The organism is Aquimarina celericrescens, assembly GCF_042682765.1.
Classification (GTDB): Bacteria; Bacteroidota; Bacteroidia; order Flavobacteriales; family Flavobacteriaceae; genus Aquimarina; species Aquimarina celericrescens.
The window spans coordinates 618,932-638,829 of the sequence record NZ_JBHUHY010000002.1; the positions used below are offsets into that span (position 1 = coordinate 618,932).

Annotated in this window: 17 protein-coding genes; 6 read left to right on the forward strand and 11 right to left on the reverse strand. The window is 34.2% G+C overall.

Annotation, left to right across the window (positions count from 1 at the left end; translation table 11 throughout):
* The first annotated feature begins 1 nt into the window (after position 1).
* Positions 2 to 1,096: an NHL repeat-containing protein gene (locus ACFSJT_RS02790; RefSeq protein ID WP_378318675.1), complete on the forward strand. Its 1,095-nt coding sequence runs from the start codon at positions 2 to 4 to the stop codon at positions 1,094 to 1,096.
* Here ACFSJT_RS02790 and ACFSJT_RS02795 read toward each other — a convergent pair.
* The 4 genes from ACFSJT_RS02795 to ACFSJT_RS02810 form a co-directional block, all read right to left on the reverse strand.
* Complete coding sequence (locus ACFSJT_RS02795) at positions 1,093 to 1,716, reverse strand: urease accessory protein UreH domain-containing protein (RefSeq protein ID WP_378318676.1); 624 nt, start codon at positions 1,714 to 1,716, stop codon at positions 1,093 to 1,095. The genes ACFSJT_RS02790 and ACFSJT_RS02795 overlap by 4 nt on opposite strands.
* A 65-nt stretch (positions 1,717 to 1,781) precedes the next feature.
* A complete protein-coding gene (locus tag ACFSJT_RS02800) occupies positions 1,782 to 3,047 on the reverse strand; it encodes an NAD(P)/FAD-dependent oxidoreductase (protein WP_378318677.1) in 1,266 nt (421 codons plus the stop codon).
* Between the two features lie 104 nt (positions 3,048 to 3,151).
* Positions 3,152 to 4,039, reverse strand: coding sequence for a hypothetical protein (locus ACFSJT_RS02805; RefSeq protein ID WP_378318678.1), 888 nt, complete (start codon positions 4,037 to 4,039; stop codon positions 3,152 to 3,154).
* Positions 4,040 to 4,107: 68 nt separating this feature from the next.
* The gene (locus tag ACFSJT_RS02810; protein ID WP_378318679.1) at positions 4,108 to 4,758 is read right to left on the reverse strand and encodes a DUF6799 domain-containing protein; all 651 of its coding nucleotides are present in this window, start codon (positions 4,756 to 4,758) and stop codon (positions 4,108 to 4,110) included.
* Between the two features lie 267 nt (positions 4,759 to 5,025).
* On the opposite strand from ACFSJT_RS02810, the gene ACFSJT_RS02815 reads away from it, so the two are divergent.
* The 5 genes from ACFSJT_RS02815 to ACFSJT_RS02835 are packed head-to-tail and all read left to right on the forward strand — an operon-like array spanning position 5,026 to position 10,105.
* Complete coding sequence (locus ACFSJT_RS02815) at positions 5,026 to 5,796, forward strand: outer membrane lipoprotein-sorting protein (RefSeq protein ID WP_378318680.1); 771 nt, start codon at positions 5,026 to 5,028, stop codon at positions 5,794 to 5,796.
* The gene (locus ACFSJT_RS02820; RefSeq protein ID WP_378318681.1) at positions 5,793 to 7,016 is read left to right on the forward strand and encodes an ABC transporter permease; all 1,224 of its coding nucleotides are present in this window, start codon (positions 5,793 to 5,795) and stop codon (positions 7,014 to 7,016) included. The genes ACFSJT_RS02815 and ACFSJT_RS02820 overlap by 4 nt, the downstream gene beginning before the upstream one ends.
* A gap of 2 nt (positions 7,017 to 7,018) precedes the next feature.
* Positions 7,019 to 8,236 carry an ABC transporter permease gene (locus ACFSJT_RS02825; RefSeq protein WP_378318682.1) on the forward strand — a complete coding sequence of 406 codons (1,218 nt, stop codon included), beginning with the start codon at positions 7,019 to 7,021 and terminating at the stop codon, positions 8,234 to 8,236.
* 10 nt (positions 8,237 to 8,246) lie between these two features.
* Complete coding sequence (locus tag ACFSJT_RS02830) at positions 8,247 to 8,945, forward strand: ABC transporter ATP-binding protein (RefSeq protein WP_378318683.1); 699 nt, start codon at positions 8,247 to 8,249, stop codon at positions 8,943 to 8,945.
* A 5-nt stretch (positions 8,946 to 8,950) separates the two neighbouring features.
* Positions 8,951 to 10,105, forward strand: a complete 1,155-nt coding sequence (locus ACFSJT_RS02835) for a hypothetical protein (protein ID WP_378318684.1) — start codon at positions 8,951 to 8,953, stop codon at positions 10,103 to 10,105.
* A gap of 28 nt (positions 10,106 to 10,133) precedes the next feature.
* On the opposite strand, the gene ACFSJT_RS02840 is transcribed toward ACFSJT_RS02835, so the two are convergent.
* The 7 genes from ACFSJT_RS02840 to ACFSJT_RS02870 form a co-directional block, all read right to left on the reverse strand.
* A complete protein-coding gene (locus ACFSJT_RS02840) occupies positions 10,134 to 11,060 on the reverse strand; it encodes a helix-turn-helix domain-containing protein (RefSeq protein ID WP_378318686.1) in 927 nt (308 codons plus the stop codon).
* Between the two features lie 271 nt (positions 11,061 to 11,331).
* Positions 11,332 to 13,080, reverse strand: a complete 1,749-nt coding sequence (locus ACFSJT_RS02845; protein ID WP_378318687.1) for a tetratricopeptide repeat protein — start codon at positions 13,078 to 13,080, stop codon at positions 11,332 to 11,334.
* Between the two features lie 396 nt (positions 13,081 to 13,476).
* Complete coding sequence (locus tag ACFSJT_RS02850; RefSeq protein ID WP_378318688.1) at positions 13,477 to 14,061, reverse strand: hypothetical protein; 585 nt, start codon at positions 14,059 to 14,061, stop codon at positions 13,477 to 13,479.
* A gap of 7 nt (positions 14,062 to 14,068) precedes the next feature.
* Entirely contained in the window at positions 14,069 to 14,740 is a 672-nt protein-coding gene (locus ACFSJT_RS02855) for a hypothetical protein (protein WP_378318689.1), read from the reverse strand.
* A 461-nt stretch (positions 14,741 to 15,201) separates the two neighbouring features.
* The gene (locus ACFSJT_RS02860; RefSeq protein WP_378318690.1) at positions 15,202 to 16,500 is read right to left on the reverse strand and encodes a YncE family protein; all 1,299 of its coding nucleotides are present in this window, start codon (positions 16,498 to 16,500) and stop codon (positions 15,202 to 15,204) included.
* Positions 16,501 to 16,516: 16 nt separating this feature from the next.
* Entirely contained in the window at positions 16,517 to 17,422 is a 906-nt protein-coding gene (locus ACFSJT_RS02865) for a DUF4625 domain-containing protein (protein ID WP_378318691.1), read from the reverse strand.
* Between the two features lie 71 nt (positions 17,423 to 17,493).
* A complete protein-coding gene (locus ACFSJT_RS02870; RefSeq protein ID WP_378318692.1) occupies positions 17,494 to 19,881 on the reverse strand; it encodes a TonB-dependent receptor in 2,388 nt (795 codons plus the stop codon).
* Positions 19,882 to 19,898: the final 17 nt, after the last annotated feature.

Below are 19,898 nucleotides of genomic sequence, written 5' to 3' on the forward strand. Positions count from 1 at the left end.
TATGAACTTTGAAACATTAGGAGATCATGTCGAAAATTCTTATATATTTAAGGGATCACTGAAAAAACCATTTTTGGCTCCTCGTGGTGTCTATATCGTTAATAATACATTACTTGTATCAGATACCGGTCAAAATAGGGTGTTTATTTGGAATTCTCTTCCCAAAACAGAGTATGCAGAACCAGATGTGATTTTAGGACAATCTGGTATAGAAGATTCCGGCAGAAATGCGGGAAGTGAAGTTGATTCAAGTTCGCTGCACTATCCTTCTGGAATATGGAGTGATGGTAAGAAATTGATAGTAGCAGATGCCTGGAATCATAGAGTATTAATTTGGCATAGTATGCCGATTCATAATGCCCAACCTGCTGATACAGTGATAGGCCAACCTGATTTTAAATCTAATTTACCAAACGTTAAAGGAATTGGAAACAATCCTTCTTCCCAAACCCTCAATTGGCCCTATGGTGTTTTTTCTGATGGTCAAAGACTTTGGATTGCTGATACTGGAAATCGTAGAATATTATCTTATAAATCAATTCCGGAAGAAAATTTTGTCAAAGCCGAAAGTGTTATCGGAAAAACTGATTTCACCTCCCGTGATTATACTGCTAACCAACCTATCTGGCCTTATTCAGTAAAGGTGAATCAAAATGATGGGATGATAGTGGCAGATACTCAATTTTTTCGTGTTTTGCTCTGGAATAATGGAAACAAAGAATTTTCAAAACCAGCAGATGTTATTATTGGTCAAGAAGACTTTAATGCTTGTGGACAAAATCAATTTGGATTATTTCCTTCAGGGCAATCCTTAAATTGGACATATGATGCTTGCTTTTATAAAAATGGAATTTTAGTGGCCGATACTGGCAACAGTAGAATTTTATGGTTCGATGAGATTCCGAAATTTAATAATGTTTCTGCAAAAGCTGTACTTGGGAAATTAGATTTTGTCACAGGAAGCGAAAATAAAGATACTATCATGGGAACAGAGAACTCAATTTACTGGCCATTTTCTATAGGCATCGAAAACAATACATTAGTGATTGCAGATACAGGAAATCATAGGTTAGTGATTACCTGCCTAAAATTTTAAAAACCTAGATACAGCCAATAAATCCCTATTACAGTTGCAAATATACCGCCAGAGAATCTAATTCCGTTGAAGAACTGTGCATTTTGTCTTTTTGTGAAGTAAGTGGCTTTTCCTAAAAGAAAAGCATATATGGTCATCACTAGCACAGTACCGATGCCAAAACCAATGATATATTGAGTTCCCTCAAAATTAGTTTTAAAACCTAAAACCGGAAGTAATAATAAAAAGTGTGCTATTCCCGCAAAACCATGTAGGATTCCTATCCCCAAGGATGACAAAATACTTTTTTTATCTGTTCTGGATAGGATTTTAGACGGACTTCTTTTCTCATTAAACAATTTGTAAAAAGCCCAAAGCCCTACTCCTATCAACACTATACCTACTAATTTCTCGCTATGTTCAGATATTCGCTCTACTGGAATATGTGCGGCAAATACCAGGAAAAGCCCTCCGATAAGTAGCATTCCTGCTATGTGACCTATTCCCCAGAAAAGACCAATTTTCCAGGTTTTTTTCTCGGTTTCAATTGCTAACGGTGTTACAGCTGCCAGGTGGTCCGGTCCGGAAATCACATGAAGCATAGAAGCCAAGATACCTGCTATTAATGGAAAGTCTATCATTCTGATATTTCAAAACTGAACTTCAAGATACTAATTTTAGTAATTGAATGATGTTAAAACCCCTGCTATACTTTCTTACCTTTTAGTATTTTGTTCCAATAGAGATAAGGTAGTATGTATTTTTTTAGAATCCATAATCGCCAATGTTCTTTAGAACTATCAAAAATTAACATTTGCTTCAATTTTGGATCTGGTGTAAAGTTATTATGGTAATCAAATTCGGCAAGTGCCATTTTTCCATAAGCGGTGATCATTGGACAAGAAGAATATCCATTGTAGGATCCATTGTTAGCTTTCCGGCCTTGTAGCAGTCTTAAGATATTATCTACAACAACTGGCACTTGTTTTCTAATGGCCGCTCCGGTTTTACCAGTAGGTAAAGATGCTACATCACCCAACCCAAATATATTTTTGAACGTATTATGTTGTAGCGAGTGATGATTTACATCTAACCAGCCGGAATCATCTGCCAAAACAGACTCTTTTACAAACTTTGGAGCTACTTGAGGTGGTGCCAAATGAAGCATATCAAAAGGGATTTTGATGATATTATCATCGACTATCTTCTCTTTAGTTTTATTACTTTCAGTTAATTGAAGAGGTTTTTTTGCTTTATCTTCTCTATATCTAAAATAAATCTCCTTTGTAGTCGTATCGATTTTGAAGGGTATATATAATGGCCTGAAGTGTATCCCATATCTTTCCACAACTTTTAAAAGTGTTTTTTTGATAGGCTCAACACCAAAAATAACGGTTCCTGGAGTAGCAAAAATCACATTTGTTTTGTCGAGAAGGCCTCTTTTCTTAAAGTAGTGAGACGCAAGATAAGTTGTTTTTTGTGCAGCTCCGCCACACTTAATAGGAGTGGCTGGTTGTGTAAATACAGCATTACCTCCTTCAAAGTTTTTAATTACTTCCCAGGTATATTTTGGATCAATATAATTGCTGCAAACCAATCCTTTATCAATGGCTTCTGGTAAACCTTCTATCAAAGAAGTATCAATAGATAACCCAGGAGCTACGATTAAGTAATTATAAGTAATATTTCCACTGGATTTTGTTAGAACCAAATTATTTTCAGGATCAAAGCCCGTAGCATAATCCTTAATCCATGTTACATCTTTTGGTATAATACTTTTCATTGGCCTGGAGGTTTTCTCAAAATCATAACTGCCTGCTCCAACTAGTGTCCAGGCAGGTTGATAATAATGAGTTTCTGAGGGCTCAATAAGACCTATATCAAGATTTTTATCCTTTTTTAATAGTTGAGCTGCAGACATTATGCCTGCGGTACCTCCCCCTATTATAAGAATTTGATAATTCGATTTCATTTTAAATGCTTCCTTGTTCTTGTGTTTGTAATTCAAATTAAAGGTAGTAAACCACAGTCTTATAAAAATTGACTTATGTCATACTATCGAATAATGTATTCATCTTATTTTTTTGTGTAAAACCAATAACTAATACCTAAAGACCAATAAAAAGCATTATCCAAATCTTCTTGGAATATTTCTTCTTCGGTAATTATAGTTGCTGTACTTTGTGGGAAAGCAAATTCGGGAGTGAAAGAAAAAATAAACGATTTATAATAAAAATGAAAAGGAATACTGAGTTCATAACTCAAAATATCAAATTGATCCGCTTCCTGAATATTAACTGTAGAAGAGTTTATGCCACCTGCACCCATTCCTTCTCTTCCTTGTCCTTGACGATTACCGTTACCCAGACGATTATTTCGATAATACTCTTCATAGAAATATTGAGATCCGGCATGCACGGTTAAAGAAGGGATGATTAAAAGGTTCTTTTTGAGTGCATAGAAAGTTCGCTCTAATTGTAGGCCAATAAAAAAATCTGCGTCACTATTATCATTGAAATAACTACTTGCAGTTAACGAAGTTTCTAAGATCTTGAAATCATAGCCCAGAGTTGCCGTAATGCCTCCTAATATCTCTGACTGTACATTATAACTATCTTCATTAAAAAAATAAGCTGTTCCAGCGACTCCTGTGGTAAATTTTTTACGAGTAAAATTATATCCAACAGTGATCAAAGAAAGGTCAACCCTGCTCTCATTAGATCGAGTCAGATAAGATAAAGATGCATTTGCATAAAAGCCGGATTTATCAAAATATCCCAGTGTAGGCAAAAGATATGGAACACTAATAGAATCTCTTCTTCCCATAAAGACCGCATCGCTAATATAACTAACATCTGCTAAAACGTATGATTTGGCATCTTCTGTATCTTTGTCGTTTTGGGCAATAACCGTTACTGACTGCATGGCCAAAAACAACACAAATAAGATTATCTGATTTTTCATTACAGAGCTAATTACACTAAAAAATAAACAAGGAGTTTACCAAATTTGGTGAACTCCTATTTGAATATTTAACTAGAACTTTTCTTTCCTTTCTTTTTAGGAATTACAGGTTTTTTTATCCCTTTTTTCTTCATCTGCTTTTTTATCATCGTTTTACGATGCTGATGCATATTCTGGAACTTCTCTCCGTCCATATTGAGACATTCCCCATCCTGAAGACGTAATTGCTTACGATCCCTTGTTTGATAGGTGCCATCAGGATTTACTATTCCTCCACTAGCCAGATTAAGTTGGTTTTGTAATCGATTTTGAGATTGATTTCTTACTTGTAACACCTCTCCGTCTACAAACATGAAATGAACCCTATTCTGATTACGCTCATGTATCCGTGCCTCTGCAAGACCTTTGTTTTCTTGTTTTACTTTGTATCGGTATTGGTACTCATTGCGATACTTGATACCGTCCATATCCAAACATTCACCATCTTGAAGACGTAATTGTTTGCGGTCCCTTGTTTGATAAGTACCATCAGGGTTTAAAACTGTGCCATCATTTAATGTAATCCTATCCTGTAGTCGTATTTGATCACGATCTCTGATTTGGAGCACATCACCATCCACTAGCATAAGGCGTGTTTGGTCACGATCTCTATCCTGATCCTGGGCTGTTAACGTTATGGTTCCTAACACCATTAGCGTTAATAATAATATTTTTTTCATCACGTTTTATATTTAAAATTAAGATCAACTGAATGTATTTTCTTTTACTAGTCAAAAAAATGATTTCCATCAGTAAACTTTGATATTAACTTAATATTAACTCAACAACATTCTCTTTAAAGAACATATCATAATAATCGCCCCGATAAATAACAACCATCATAATTCTCCAGAGTTTTCAAACGCACCTATTGTAATCTACAAGAATACTTTTACCCATGATAAGTATCATATTTTTTTATACTGTAATCATCTAGTTTTGATAGTATGGAAAAAATTCAACTGCTTAAATATTTCGTCGGCTTTTTCATCTTTATGGTACCCATGTTGACCATTCAAAGCCAACAGGACTTAACTGCTAAGAGTGTTATAAAAAAAGCAGATGATAATATGCGTGGTAATACTTCACAGGCAGATATTACAGTCAAAATTATCCGGCCTACCTGGAATAGGGAAATGAATATGAAGGCATGGACAAAAGGAGATGACTACACTATGATCTTAGTCAAGGCTCCCGCCAAGGAAAAAGGTATTGTTTTTCTAAAACGTATAAAAGAAGTCTGGAACTGGATTCCTGCAATAGAGCGCACTATAAAATTACCTCCATCTATGATGTCACAAAGTTGGATGGGCACCGATTTTACTAACGATGATCTGGTAAAAGAAGCTTCTTCTGTAGTAGATTATGACCACAAGCACTTAGGCAGAGAGACCATTCGGGGAAGAGACTGTTATAAAATTGAAATGATACCCAAACCAACAGCCGCAATAGTCTGGGAAAAAGTGATCGTGTGGGTAGATTCTGAAGATTTTTTACAGTTAAAAGCAGCGTTCTACGATGAAGATGGAGAATTAATAAATATCATGAACTCAAGTGAAGTAAAACTGCTAGGAGGAAGAAAAGTTACTTCAAAGTTAGAGATGGTCCCTGTTGATAAGGAAGGTAACAGTACGGTGATCATTTACAATGATATCATTTTTGATAAAGATATAGACGATAATTTTTTCACTACAAGAAATATAAAGCAATTAAAATGATGCTTTTAAAGTTAGCCTGGTTAAATATATGGCGTAATAAACGTCGAACAATCATCACTGCTACTTCGGTATTTTTTGCAGTGCTTTTGGCAATAATTTTCCGTTCCTTAACGGATGGTGTTTACGATAATATGATTCATAATGTGGTAAGTTATTCTTCCGGCTATGTGCAAATCCACCAAAAAGGTTACTGGGATGAGCAATCTATAGATAATACATTTCCAGAAGATGCACAATTGTATCAAGACTTACTCAAAAACCCCGAGGTGACGCAAATAATACCTCGTTTACAAACATTTGCATTAGCCTCATATTCCAACAAAACAAAAGGTGTTCTTGTTTTAGGAATAGATCCCGTTAAAGAAAGAGAGGTTAATAGTCTACACGATAAAATTGTTGCTGGTGAATATATCGAAAATATTAACGATACTGCAGTTGTTTTAGGAGAAGGATTAGCCTCTCACTTAAAACTAAAAGTGAATGATACATTGGTACTACTAGGACAAGGATATCACGCAAGTAGTGCTGCTGCAAAATTTAGAGTAAAAGGCCTCATAAAATTAGGCGCGCTTGAATTGAATAACAATGTGGTGTATATGCCCATAAAACAATCGCAATACATGCATGGAGCCGAAAATAGGTTGACCTCCGTTTCGGTGATGTTAGAGAAAGCCACCAATTTGGAAAAACTGAAACATTCTTTACAAGCATCTATCGATTCTGATGCATATGAAGTAATGAGTTGGAAAGAAATGATGCCCGAAATGGATCAATATATAGAAGCTGATAGTACAGCGCATTATATCATTATAGGTATCCTGTATTTCATCATTTCATTCGGATTATTTGGTACATTATTAATGATGGTCTTCGAAAGAAAACATGAACTAGGTATATTAATAGCTATAGGAATGAAAAAACATTTACTGGCTTTTGTTCTTTTGCTGGAATCAATTATGATTTCCTTGATAGGCTGTGTTGCGGGAATATTAGGGGGTATTGTTGTGGTGCAATGGTTTACAAAATATCCAATTCATTTAACCGGTGAGCTAAAGGAAGTTTATGAAGATTACGGCATAGAATCTATCATATATTTTTCTAGTCACGAGAAAATTTTTATTGTTCAAACTTTAATCGTTTTGATATTGTCCATTTTATTAGCCTTTTATCCGGGCTTTAAAGTGATGAAATTAAAACCTGTTGAAGCTATAAATAGTTAGTTATGTTATTTCAAATTGCTTGGCGAAATATATGGCGTAATAGATCCAGAAGTTTGGTGGTTATAAGCTCAATCATTATTGGAGTGTGGGCAGGTATTTTTATTTTGTCCTTTTCTTGGGGTTTATATAAGAATAATATTAATGAATCGGTATATAAGCAATTATCTCATATTCAAATACATCATCCAGCTTTTGAAGAAGAAAAGGATGCTAAATTCACCATACAAAATACAGATGAGATTGTAAAACAATTCCGATCCGATGATCGAATTGCCTCAGTAAGTTCACGCGTTATTTCAACAGGAATGATAACATCTCCAACAACAGCAAGTGGTGTAAAGATTTACGGAATCAACCCTGCTTCTGAAATTCCACAGATTGCTTTAAACAAAAGTGTGAGAGAAGGCACATATTTTGATTCGGGAAAAGACAATGAGATACTCATTGGTGAAAAACTAGCCAGAAAACTTAAAATCAAACTGAAGAGTAAAGTCGTATTAACCTTTACCAGTATTAATTCGGAAATCGTTTCGGGAGCATTTAGAGTTGGAGGTATTTATAGATCTAAAAACATTTCTTTAGATGAAGTGAATGTCTATGTCCAACAAGAACATTTGCGAGAACTGTTAAAACTGAAGCCTTCTGAGAGCAATGAAATAGCCATATTGGTAAAAGATGAAAAACAGTTAGATAGCATTAAAAAATACAGTGCAACTTTAGTTTCAAAAGGTAAGATTGAAGATTGGAAAGAATTGTCTCCTGAATTGGGAATGATTATAGAGTCCTTTAATCTTTATACCTACATCATTAGCGGTATCATTCTTTTGGCATTGACATTTGGCATCATAAATACAATGCTGATGTCTGTTTTGGAGCGCATTCGAGAACTCGGAATGTTGATGGCTATTGGATTGAATAAGCGTAAAATATTTATAATGATTATGCTGGAAACGATTTATTTAACAGTCATAGGTGCTCCAATTGGTTTGCTCATAGGATGGTTGACTGTTATTGTATTAGGAAAAACTGGAATTAATATTTCTATGTTTTCTGAAGGGTTAGCATCCTACGGATTCAGTTCGATGATTTATCCAGCTTTAGATCAAGAAAAATATGTGATTATTGTGACTATGTGTTTGATAACAGCTATAGTATCGGCTATTTACCCAGCATATAAAGCATTGCAATTAAACCCCTCAGAAGCAATTCGAAAAATATAGAATTAGAATTATGGCTAAAACGATTATCGATGCACATAACATAAGTAAAACCTATAATAAAAAAATGGTGCCTGTAAAAGCATTACAGGATGTGCACTTACATATTGAAGAAGGAGAATTCATTGCTCTTGTTGGTCCATCAGGCTCGGGAAAATCTACACTCCTAAACATGATTGGTGGATTGGATGAGCCTACCTCTGGTAAGGTAATAGTAGACGGAGTAGAGATTACAAAACTTTCTGAAAATAGACTAATTGACTTTAGGCTTAAAAATATAGGCTTTGTTTTCCAGTCATTTAACCTTATTCCTGTACTCACTTCAAAAGAGAATGTGGGTTTTGTGCTTCAACTACAAAAGATGCCGAAAAAAGAAAGAGAAGAACGTGTTATGGAATTGTTACAGCAAGTAGGTCTTGAAGATAAAGTAAAGAGTAAACCAGGTGAACTATCCGGAGGTCAACAGCAACGTGTGGCTGTAGCCAGAGCTTTGGCATCTAAACCAAAAATTATATTAGCTGACGAACCTACGGCTAATTTGGACTCAAAATCTGCAGAGAACTTAATGGATATTATGGCAAAATTGAACAAAGAAGAGAAAATCACCTTTTTGTTCTCTACTCATGACCAAAGAGTAATAAAAAAAGCAAGGAGAGTAATTACTCTCGTAGATGGTAAGGTAGATTCTGATGTACAACAGACTTCAAGTTAAATGTGATGTGTCTGTTTTCCAAAATAATACTACTATTATTCCAGCTAACTGTTTTCAGTATTTTTAGCCAAGAAAAGGATACTAAATTATTTTTAAGAGGATATATCAAAAACCTCCATGAATTTAGCTTTGTTGATCAACTCGAACAAATACAATGGACCACTTTTCTGCACAATAGACTCAATTTTAAATATACTCCTTCAGAAACCATTACCGCCAGATTAGAGTTTAGAAATCGATTTTTTTATGGAGATAACATTAAAAATATTCCGGCATTTTCTGATGTCATTTCTCGTGATAATGGCTGGATTAATCTTTCCTGGAATCTAATTGATAATAGTAGTGTCATATTTAATGCAACCATCGACAGGGCATTGGTTAACTATAACGAAGATAATTGGGATATTACTTTAGGAAGACAACGTGTTAATTGGGGAAGGAATTTAGTATGGAATCCTAATGACATTTTTAATACCTATAATTTTTTGGATTTCGACTATGAAGAAAGGCCCGGAAGTGATGCGCTGCGATTACAATATTACACAAGTGATTTTAGTAAAATCGAATTGGCAGCAAAAATGGGAAGAGATGATAACGATTATATTATTGCCACGATGTATCAATTTAATACATGGTCTTATGATATTCAAGTGCTCACTGGTATCTATCAAAAGGATTGGGTAATTGGTGCTGGTTGGGCCGGAAACCTGAAAAATACCGGATTTAAAGGAGAGATTTCCTATTTTATCCCATATGAGCGTTCAGATGAAACCGAAAATGTATTGAGTACTTCTATTTCAGTTGATTATGGTTTTAAAAATGGGATCTATATAAATGGATCAGTTTTGTATAACAGTTCTTCTGATGATTTTTTAAGAAGTGTAGAAAATCTATTATTTGCAGATATAACAGCCAAGAACCTTATGCCATTCGAGTATTCTGGTTTTCTTCAGCTATCCAAGGATTTTTCTCCAATTTTTTCTGCTAGTGTGAGTGCAATCTATTCGCCAACAAATCATTCTGCTATACTCATCCCTTTTTTTAAATATTCGCTAGCAACGAACTGGGAGATCGACTTTACAGGACAATCTTTCTTCGAATTTGACGAATATCAAACTCTGGGCAATAGCTTTTATGGAAGGCTACGTTGGAGTTTTTGATCTACTATAATTCAATTGGAAACTATTATTAATTATAAAATTGCTTTTGAAGGAAGACAGATGGGGTCAAATTAAATTCCTTTTTAAAAGATTTTGAAAAATAGGAAGGATTAGAAAATCCAGTTTTATAAGCTACTTCTGCAATGCTATGCCTGTTCTCGAGTAATAACTCTTTGGCTCTATGAAGACGTACAGAAGAAATTAACTGATTAGGAGATTTATTGATGATAGCTTTTAGTTTTCGTTGTAGTTGACGAACACTCATTCCTATCTCTAAACACAGTGTATCTACTCTAAACAACTCATTGTCTAGATTATCATCAATGTATTTGAGTACATCTTCTAAAAAAGAATCATTTTGAGATAGATGGACGTTAGAAACATTGTCGAGATTCTCATCTGGTTCAGAATTACTAGAAACACTGTATAAATGAAGGGTTTCTTCTGTAGTCACATTAAAAATTGATTTGTGCTGAGTAATATGAAATTCAGATCGCGAGAGTAGAAATTTTACGGTTTGTGTTGTCAAAATCTGATTTGACTTCGCTTGATGAAGTATCGCCGCTGTCAGGTTTTCCATTTTATTACTTCCTGCTTTGACCTCTTCCTCTGCGAGTTCTCTTATATCTATGCCAATTGCTATTTGTATATTCAAGGCTTCAAAAGCATTCTTTATTTTGATAGAGCAATGTACTGCCTTACTTGGCCCCTTAAAGACAGCTATAAGGATATCATTCTTATGTTGAATAACTTTTCCGCGAAATTGAGTTACATATTGTTCTATAAGTTCTTTCGAATTCGAATTCAACTCTTTTGGAGATATTATTCGCGCTGCAACAATTGTGAAGAGTCGCTTTTGGTAATTTTGTTTGGGAACGATGTGTACGCCTGAACCAAAAACCTGATAGGCAATATTAATGTCGCCACTCTTGGCATATCTGGTATCAGGTTTCATAAAATACTATTTTTATAAGATAAAACGTTATGTAACCATAAGGAATATCTCAAGATTGTATTGGTACGAGAATCGCAATAGTCGTCACCCCATGATTTCATAAGTAAAAGTAAAAAAGACTTAAATATGTTCAATAGAAACGACGTATACAAAACGTATACCCAGGGGCATAAATTATTAAAAAAAGGGGTACAATAGATAGACATTAAGATTGCAAAACTCTGATAATCATTATTTTATAATTTAAAGTTAAATCGTGTTAAGCATCCTCTTATCCCTGTTCTAATTGTAATAGATAGGTAAGAATTTCTTGTTGGGGGTCTAATCCCAGCTTTTTGCGAAGACGATAACGTGCAGTTTTTACACTCTCTGGCGATATTCCAAGAATACTGGCTGTTTCTTTAATATTGAGATTCAATCGAACCAAAGAGCAAATTTTAAGGTCATTTGTACTCAAATCCTGGTGCTTTGATTTTAGCTTAGTATAGAAGCCCTGATGCGCATCTTCAAAAAATCTAGTAAAATCTTCCCAATCTCTATCAATACTTAAGTTTTTTCGTATTATTTTGTTGAGATCAGCAATTAATTTATCTTCTTCAATGGAAGAAGATTTTTTGATATCCTGTATAGTGCTTTTCAATTGCTGCACCACTTCATTCTTTTTTATAAAATTGAGTGTATATGAAGTGAGTTCTTTATTTTTAAAGTCTAATTGTCGTTTTAATTCCTGTTGCTTTAATTCTGAGTTCTCTAAATCTTTTTGAGTAAGTATATATGCCGATTCTAAAAGTTCTTGGTTTTTTGCAGATAATTCTTTGCTCTTTTTGGCGCGTTGTTTTGATATAATAAAGATGATATATCCACAGATCGATATGATTATAAACCCGAGAATTAAAATGATTTTAATAAGACTATCTTTTTTTTCCTGTGCTTTGAGTGCCAACAGTTCTTTATCTTTTCTATCTAACTCGTTTTCAAACTCTAAATAAGCTATTTGCTTTGATTTTTCTGAATTAAAAAGAGAGTCTTTTAGTGTTACATATTTATCATAAAATAATAAAGCCTCTTCAGGTTTATATTGTTGTTTCTTTAATTCTTTTAATTCGTCGTATGCCGATAATTCATACTTTTTTAAGTTATTTTCTTTAGCTAGCTCTAAACCTTTGTTCAATTTAATTACTGCTTGATCAAGATGATCAGATAGTCTCAAAATTTTTCCGTAGATAATTAAGTTATTGGTCAATCCGTCAATATCATTTACTACACTACCCAGTTCCATTGATTTCTTTATGTGGTAAGAAGCCTGTTCAATTTCATTTTTATGAAGATACAATACTCCTAGTCTATTATGCGCCTCGGCTATTCCGTATGTAAAATTATTAGCAATATGCATTTGTAGTGCATCTGTTAGATATTGTAGTGCCTCTGCATCTTTATGCTGTTCTATCAGAATAGTTCCTATTTTGGTAAAGGTAGTGGCTATTCTGCCCTTTAATCCCAAGGCAGTAAATTCGTTGATCGCCTGCTCATAGTGATGCAGTGCCTTTTCATATTCTTTGAGATCTGCATACACCATACCTATATTGAGTCTAGTATTGGCCAGTCCTGTTCTATCTTGTATCTTCTTATAAAACTCATGAGAAGTATTTAGATATTCTAAAGCCCTATTTAGATTACCCTGCGCCCAATGTGCTACTCCTATAATACGATTTGCTTTTGCCAAACCATCAACATACGATAAAGTACTTGACAATCGTAATGCTTTTTTACCAAAAACAATGGACTCATTAGCATTAATAATCCAATATTCAAAACCAATGGCATTAAGAAGATCAACCCTTGCCATATCATTTTCTTTATGTAAGTTTAATTGTTGTAGTAAACTGTCAATTGTCTTAGTTTTTTCTACAGCATATGTGAGATTAAGAGAGAAAAGAACTCCAATAACAATACCAACAGTTAAATTTTTTATAACTAAATATCTTTCTATTTGACATAAAGAAACATTAGAAAAATTCATGAAAAATTGTGGTTACAGGTAGTAAAAGTTTTAAGCTTTTTAAATTAGCTATAAAACTACTTATCATTTTTTTAATGGAACCTGTAATAAATGTTAAATCCTATGTTTAAGACTCAAAAAGAGCTTAATAGCGTAATTACGTAACTCTAATGATGAGGCCTTACTGTTCTAAATTAGGTCTCTATTTTGGTAGTAAATTAGATGCCAGCCTACATTTCGACAACCTCAATCTATCATAATAGAATAAAAAAAACTAAAAAAGAACAAACCCTAAGATTTAAATTCTGCAATATTATATGTGTTGATCTTGTAAAAATCCTCAAGACAAACTAAAGATTGACATCTAAAAATAATAGCATACCTCTTCGCACAAGTATAGGTATTGACGCAGTATAACTATTTCTTTTCAATCTTGATCTTATATTTTTCTTTATATAAAATAATCAGATTACAAAAGGAGATGATAAAACCCGCAGAAAATAGATAGCAGAAAAACAAAAGCACCATTAATTGTATTCGATTAAACATAATACCTTCTTTGGTCCATGCCTTCTCTGGATCACCCAATATCACCATCATCTTTTCATCTCTGGCTGGCGAAAAACCATGCGATGCCTTAAATGCCTCAAAAGGGTTATTATCGACAAATTCATTACCAATAACAATATCTTTGTCGAGATAAGGCAAGGTTTTGGCTTCTCTGGTAAAATGATATGCTGCATAAATTCCTATAAAAAAAACGATAAATTCGATAGATAAACGCATCCATGTTTTGATCTTTTTATTTTTAAGCGAGTACAAAATTAAAAACCCGGCCAGTACAGTAGCTATAAACACTCCAAACTTCATGAGAAAAGAAGTATTCTCATCATTCGAATGCCATGAGGGTAACGGTATGATAAAAGCACCTGTTACCGCAGCGATCCAGGTACTAAGTAGGGTAATTTCTTTCCAGACTTCTTTTAATTTGGCAACAGGCATTTTGATGTTATTTGGGTGTTTTTAGAACCAGTTTTTTTTCTTCTTCTTTCCCATTATCCGTAATAAGATGTAATTCTGGCTCTCCTACTCTATCCTCTTTTTCTAACCATAACAAATAATAACCAGGCACAAAGTCCAGCGAAGCATTATGTGTTGGCCTGTTAAACCGAAAACGCTTGATATCCAACTCTTGCTCATAAGATAATTTACCAAAAACGAAAAAGCCCTCATCCTCGCTAGAATCTACAATAACTCTAACTTTGGTATTGGCATCGTTCTTCGCACTGCTATTAATTGACGTTAACTTGGCATCATAGTCCCTGTAGATGGCATCTAACACAAAAGCTTTATGGGATAAGGTTTCAAAATTATCGTGTAAGTGTTCCAATTTTTTTTGCGCAACTTCAAGGGTTACCATATAGTTCTTGGTGAGTCTGTATTTTTCGTTACACTTTTCTAACGCAGGAAATAATTCTTTACTCTTTTTTTCTAATTTGCTGTGTACTATGGCAAGACTGTCATTATCTGTGGTAGCTATTTTTTCTGAAAGCTTTGTTATTGCTTGTTCGGTTTTTGATAAGACAACAGTAAGGTTGTTATCTTTTGACTTGTAACTAGCACAACCATATATGAAAATAGCAATACAAAACGTGAATGCGAACTTGTAGAAATTTTTCATATGTAATCGTTTTTACTTTTTGTTATTAAATTTTCATGTTTTGATACAACGATCAAATTTACAAGCAATGCTACCTATTTTACTATTACAAACACGACAAATCCAGGTAATTTTACGACTCGGTATATATCTTAGCTAAAAGTATGGTAAAAGACAGTTTCATTTTCTAAAATTGGAAAAATTCTTCAAAAAATCACTCTATTTATAAGTACCTCTTAATTAGCATTTACAGTATGTCAGAGATTAAGAATTTCTTCTTGCGTTAGAAAAGTGCACTTGCAAAATATAGATAGGACAGTTTATCTTATGAAAACGTATATAATTAAATATCCCATGATAATTCTACTTTAATCAATGTTTAATATTACTACCGGAAATTTGGAAACATTTCCGGTAGTAATAAACAATCTCCAGGAGCGCTTAAGAGACATTCAAATCTCAATTATCGAGTAAAAGAATGCTTAATGCTCATAATCAGGATTTTGATCTCCTTCAATAGAGAAACCATTTTTCATCAAACTATTTATCGGACTAAATAGTTCGATAGTATGTACATGTTCTAAACTTTTTATCTCCAGTACTTTAATTTGTATTCGGTTGGGTGCCAACACATATAAAAATTTATCTGAACAAACCAAAACCGGACTTGGTTCTTCCATTTTTCTTAAAATACTTATTTCTGAATCTAATTCTTTAGAATTTAACTGTGGTATATTAGCCATTTCTACCACCCTACTTGTGATTTTACTACCAGTACTACTATCAAATACACTGATTGTGTTATCAGCTGTATGAAGCAAATAGTATGCACCATCAAAACTAAACATATCTCCGGATACATTACCTCCATTATATATATTGGTCAATGTCTTGTTGACTGGGTCTACCATGAAAACTCCAACGTTTCGTGATCTTGCAAAAAATAATTGAGCATTGTCATGTCCTTTTAGAGTTCCCAGCCAATTTCCGGACTCTGAGTTGAGATCTCCTATATTTTCGATAAGATCGATATTCTGCTGATCATCTACCAAAATTACTCCGTTTGTAGACCCAAATACTCCATACTGACCATTAACAGCATCTCCATGAATCCCTTCAACTTCTATACCTTTGTTGTCATCGATTAGATTTCCATTAGCTTCAACAAACTTAACCATCTGAGGTATTCCTCCTGGTTCGGTATTATTTTTAAATGTGGTGGCAAACAGACCGTTACGCAACCTAAATCCCGCTCCGTGATGTGCTACTGTATTGGCGAAAGTAAAAATCTCTGGTTGATAAGATGGAATCTCGAGCTGTGCTTCATTTATATAAGAAATAGAACCATCACCATCATTAAAAATTACTATGTGTCCACCAGAGCTGGCATAATGTGTTGGTAATATAGAATTCAATTCCATATCAACCCATTTGGCTGTGTATTCATGACCGTGGTCAGTATGGTTCACGATTCCCGAATCGAAAAATTTTACTATACCCCCGTTACGGTCTATAACTGTTAAGTAACGTCCTGTATTACTGGTATAATATCTGGCGCCTTCGATTACCTGACCGCTTACCTTATGCATGATCTCACCAGAATCTGCTTGCATCACGTCAATATTTCCGTCATACATTAAAGAAAGTCTCACCCAATCACTCTCCATTTCTTTGAAAGTTAAAGCCGGATCCCCTCCCGGATTATCATCATCATCGCTACAGCCTGTAAATAGCGTAAGTACAAATATGAAATACGTAAATTTTGAAAATAAATGCTTCATTTTTAAAAATTTTAAATTAGTTAATAGGTAATTTTTTTACTGTTATATTTCCAATAGTGTCTTCTGCCCAAATACAAAACTTATTTCCTGATAGATTTGAATAGAAATCAGTAGCATTTTCAAGTAAAGTACCAAGGTCTAACTGTTTTGTATCCGGAAGTGGCTGGCCTTCATTAGGGCGAAATTGATGAGGCCAGTTAGATTTACCCCAAATCCACTCTCTAATAATTGTACCCTCTTGAGCTTGATTGTTTGGATTTGGTTGCTCTATATAAATCCATAAAAAAGCTATATCAGAGGATGCAGAATGCGATAGGTTTCTTATGATCTTTCCTGAGATATTTTTTCCTGGAATATCAATACTGGATATATCAACTTGAGGAGCATACGATCTGTTAATATATAATGTTGTATGGTATGTAGAATTATCTTGATACCGCGTTTGGTTTCCAGCTACATCTGTCGCCTGTATGGAAAAATGATAGGGACCGGCAAGGATCAGATCATTAAAGTCGATCTGGGTATTGCGTTCATCAAGATAAATATTCTTCTGATCTTCAGAGCTTCTTATAAATCGTTTCGAATTCTGAATGTTTTCATTTCCAATGAGTTCGAAATAACTAAACAATTTAAATCTTGAATTTTTAGGTGCCATAGATTTTCCATGTGTATGTCCATCAAAACCACTATGAGATTCTATTTTAATTTCCTGTATACCATTGTCATCTTCGACAGTAAAAGCTAGCGGAATTTCTGTATCATCAGTAGTTGTTCTCATAAAGTGATCAGGTTGGATTACCGAGAGATTATCATTAGCCCTGATCTTAGGCGCAGACAGATCTGTATCTCCTGTATCATCCTCTCCTAAACAAGAGATCAGTAGCAAACAGCTTGACATCCATAATAATTTGTGTAATTTCATAGGTTTCAATTTTTGATTTGACTTCGGTTTGAAATGAGAATTTTCATATTAATTTTCATTTTTATATTAGATTAAAATTTAATAGGTATTTGGACTGAAAACATAAAATTTCTACCAGGTTCTGGTAGATTTATTAATCGATACCTGCTGATATGATTAAAGTATTGAACATCAAAAACGTTATTAACACTTAGCTTACATCGTATAGATTGTGACATTAGGTTTATTGTTAACCCTAAACCCATATCGATAATAAAACTATCAGGGGTACTACTTTCGTTCCTATCTATTTGATCCTGCTCAAAATTGTATCTCCCTGAAACGAATAGGTATTCTTCATCAAATGTTTTTGATGTATTCAAAAAACGGTTAAACTCAAGGCTTGTGAGTATAGAAGGTGCAGGAGTTAGTGGTAACGGTAACCTGGTATCCCTATTGATATTCTGTACAAAATCTATGGCCACATCTGTTTTAAGGTGGAAGGGGAACTGATGACTGACAGCAATCTCGAAACCATTGAATATGGCATCATTTTGTTGATACTGCCACATTGTACCACCAGAGGCCAGAAAAGAAAAATTACCTGTTGGTGCTAAATAAATATACTCTTGATAGAGTGCATAAAAAGCAGATAGTTCGAGATACGTATTTTCTGATTGATGTAGATATGTAAAGTCTACCTGATATCCTTTCTCCACCTGTAGATCTTGGTCTCCTATCTCGTGCCTAAAATTACCATGATGTACCCCATTACTGGATAATTCTATAGCTGTTGGAAATCGGAAACTATTTCCCAAATTTAGTTTTAGGTGGTTTTGTTTGTCAACTTTATACACAACTCCAGTTGCACCACTTACATTGCCAAAATTTCTATCGAATGCGGGTGTTCGCTCCATAAGTTCGCCAGTAGGCTGCAATGTTTCTCTATCATATACCGGTTGCAAATGTTGTTGAATATCGTGTAATCCCAGATCATATCTTAATCCACCGTTAATTGTCCATTTCTTATCAATTTGAAATAATTGATAATGATAAAATCCCAACTGAAAACTATCAAAAACAGGAAGTAAATATTCGAATCCATCTTTTTTATTGTGCATATACTGAGATTGCGAACCAAATACAATATGATGATCGGCATTAGGGTTGATCTCATACTTTATGTTGGCCGAATACGTATCTAAATACAAACCTAAAGCCAGATTAGATGACACTTGGTCTGCAGCTATACCGTGTGCACCGGGAAAGGATAATTCTTCACGAATATTATGTTGATAGCCAAGATTGATTTCTAATTTTTGAGAACCAAAATTAAAAGTGGTAGTATTAGTGACCATATGGTGTTGATTTTCCTGACGAGGGAAATCTATATTCCTAAAATCTCCATTATGTTGAAGATTATAAGCTCTTGGTAGACCTATAGCTCCGGTAAAAATTCCTGCTTTTTGATTAAAACTTGTGAACTTCAGGCTAGTTCTAAAATTTTCTGACTCATACCCCAACGAAGCACTAAAATGAAATTCATTTCCTGCTGTATTCTTTAGCCTATTATCAAAAATTGGTAAATTGAATCCTGCATATGTAAATTGATCTGTAGGTACTGTGTAATCGCCATAATTCTGGTGAGTAATTCTCGTCCCATAAAACCATTTATTTTTTCTTCCTTTCCATTCAAAGGAATTTGAAATCGCTCTGTTATTCGTTTGATATGCCGTGTGCAGACTTATCAAATTACCACTTTCGGGTAACGGCTGATTATCCTTAATATTGATCACTCCACCTATCCCATCAGAGCCAAAAAGCAAAGATGCAGGGCCCTTGATAATCTCTACGTTTTCTACATCAAAAGGATCGATTTCCAGACCATGATCTGCGCCCCATTGCTGCCCTTCTTGTTTAATGCCACGATTATTAACAAGGATGCGATTAAAACCCATACCTCTAATCATTGGTTTCGCAATACCAACTCCCAAATTCATTGTATTGAGACCGGGTAATGCCTCTAGAGCTCCCGCAAAGGTTGATAAGTTACTTTTTGAAAGAAAATCTTTATTTACGGTGATTACTGATTGAGAGTTATTAATTACATTTTGATAACCAAGAGGTTGCATCAAGACAACCTCTTCGAGGTCTGTAATTTTTTCGTTGAGTATAATATTTAAGGAAGATATATGGTCTTGATTTACCAGGGTTATTTCTTTACTCAAAAAGGCTATATGATTCACTTCTAAATATGAAAGCGTGTCTTTTTTCGTTAAAGAAATGCTGTAGTATCCCTTACTATTAGAGATAGTATTCTTTTTTGTGGGATGCAGGGTAATCGTAGCAGCTTCAATCGGCTCACCATTTCGATTCATGATATAACCTGAGATACTCTGGGATTGCATATTAAAATCACAGCTAAATATTGCTATGATCAATATTATATGCAGAAAGTTATATAATTTAACTTTTGACATACTACCAATAATTTTGA

What these genes read in the sequence shown, in the direction of transcription:
- ACFSJT_RS02790 (WP_378318675.1), top strand. Translation starts at nt 2, where the DNA reads ATGAACTTTGAAACATTAGGAGATCATGTCGAAAATTCTTATATATTT.
- ACFSJT_RS02795 (WP_378318676.1), bottom strand. Translation starts at nt 1,716, where the DNA reads ATGATAGACTTTCCATTAATAGCAGGTATCTTGGCTTCTATGCTTCAT.
- ACFSJT_RS02800 (WP_378318677.1), bottom strand. Translation starts at nt 3,047, where the DNA reads ATGAAATCGAATTATCAAATTCTTATAATAGGGGGAGGTACCGCAGGC.
- ACFSJT_RS02805 (WP_378318678.1), bottom strand. Translation starts at nt 4,039, where the DNA reads ATGAAAAATCAGATAATCTTATTTGTGTTGTTTTTGGCCATGCAGTCA.
- ACFSJT_RS02810 (WP_378318679.1), bottom strand. Translation starts at nt 4,758, where the DNA reads ATGAAAAAAATATTATTATTAACGCTAATGGTGTTAGGAACCATAACG.
- ACFSJT_RS02815 (WP_378318680.1), top strand. Translation starts at nt 5,026, where the DNA reads ATGGAAAAAATTCAACTGCTTAAATATTTCGTCGGCTTTTTCATCTTT.
- ACFSJT_RS02820 (WP_378318681.1), top strand. Translation starts at nt 5,793, where the DNA reads ATGATGCTTTTAAAGTTAGCCTGGTTAAATATATGGCGTAATAAACGT.
- ACFSJT_RS02825 (WP_378318682.1), top strand. Translation starts at nt 7,019, where the DNA reads ATGTTATTTCAAATTGCTTGGCGAAATATATGGCGTAATAGATCCAGA.
- ACFSJT_RS02830 (WP_378318683.1), top strand. Translation starts at nt 8,247, where the DNA reads ATGGCTAAAACGATTATCGATGCACATAACATAAGTAAAACCTATAAT.
- ACFSJT_RS02835 (WP_378318684.1), top strand. Translation starts at nt 8,951, where the DNA reads ATGTGTCTGTTTTCCAAAATAATACTACTATTATTCCAGCTAACTGTT.
- ACFSJT_RS02840 (WP_378318686.1), bottom strand. Translation starts at nt 11,060, where the DNA reads ATGAAACCTGATACCAGATATGCCAAGAGTGGCGACATTAATATTGCC.
- ACFSJT_RS02845 (WP_378318687.1), bottom strand. Translation starts at nt 13,080, where the DNA reads ATGAATTTTTCTAATGTTTCTTTATGTCAAATAGAAAGATATTTAGTT.
- ACFSJT_RS02850 (WP_378318688.1), bottom strand. Translation starts at nt 14,061, where the DNA reads ATGCCTGTTGCCAAATTAAAAGAAGTCTGGAAAGAAATTACCCTACTT.
- ACFSJT_RS02855 (WP_378318689.1), bottom strand. Translation starts at nt 14,740, where the DNA reads ATGAAAAATTTCTACAAGTTCGCATTCACGTTTTGTATTGCTATTTTC.
- ACFSJT_RS02860 (WP_378318690.1), bottom strand. Translation starts at nt 16,500, where the DNA reads ATGAAGCATTTATTTTCAAAATTTACGTATTTCATATTTGTACTTACG.
- ACFSJT_RS02865 (WP_378318691.1), bottom strand. Translation starts at nt 17,422, where the DNA reads ATGAAATTACACAAATTATTATGGATGTCAAGCTGTTTGCTACTGATC.
- ACFSJT_RS02870 (WP_378318692.1), bottom strand. Translation starts at nt 19,881, where the DNA reads ATGTCAAAAGTTAAATTATATAACTTTCTGCATATAATATTGATCATA.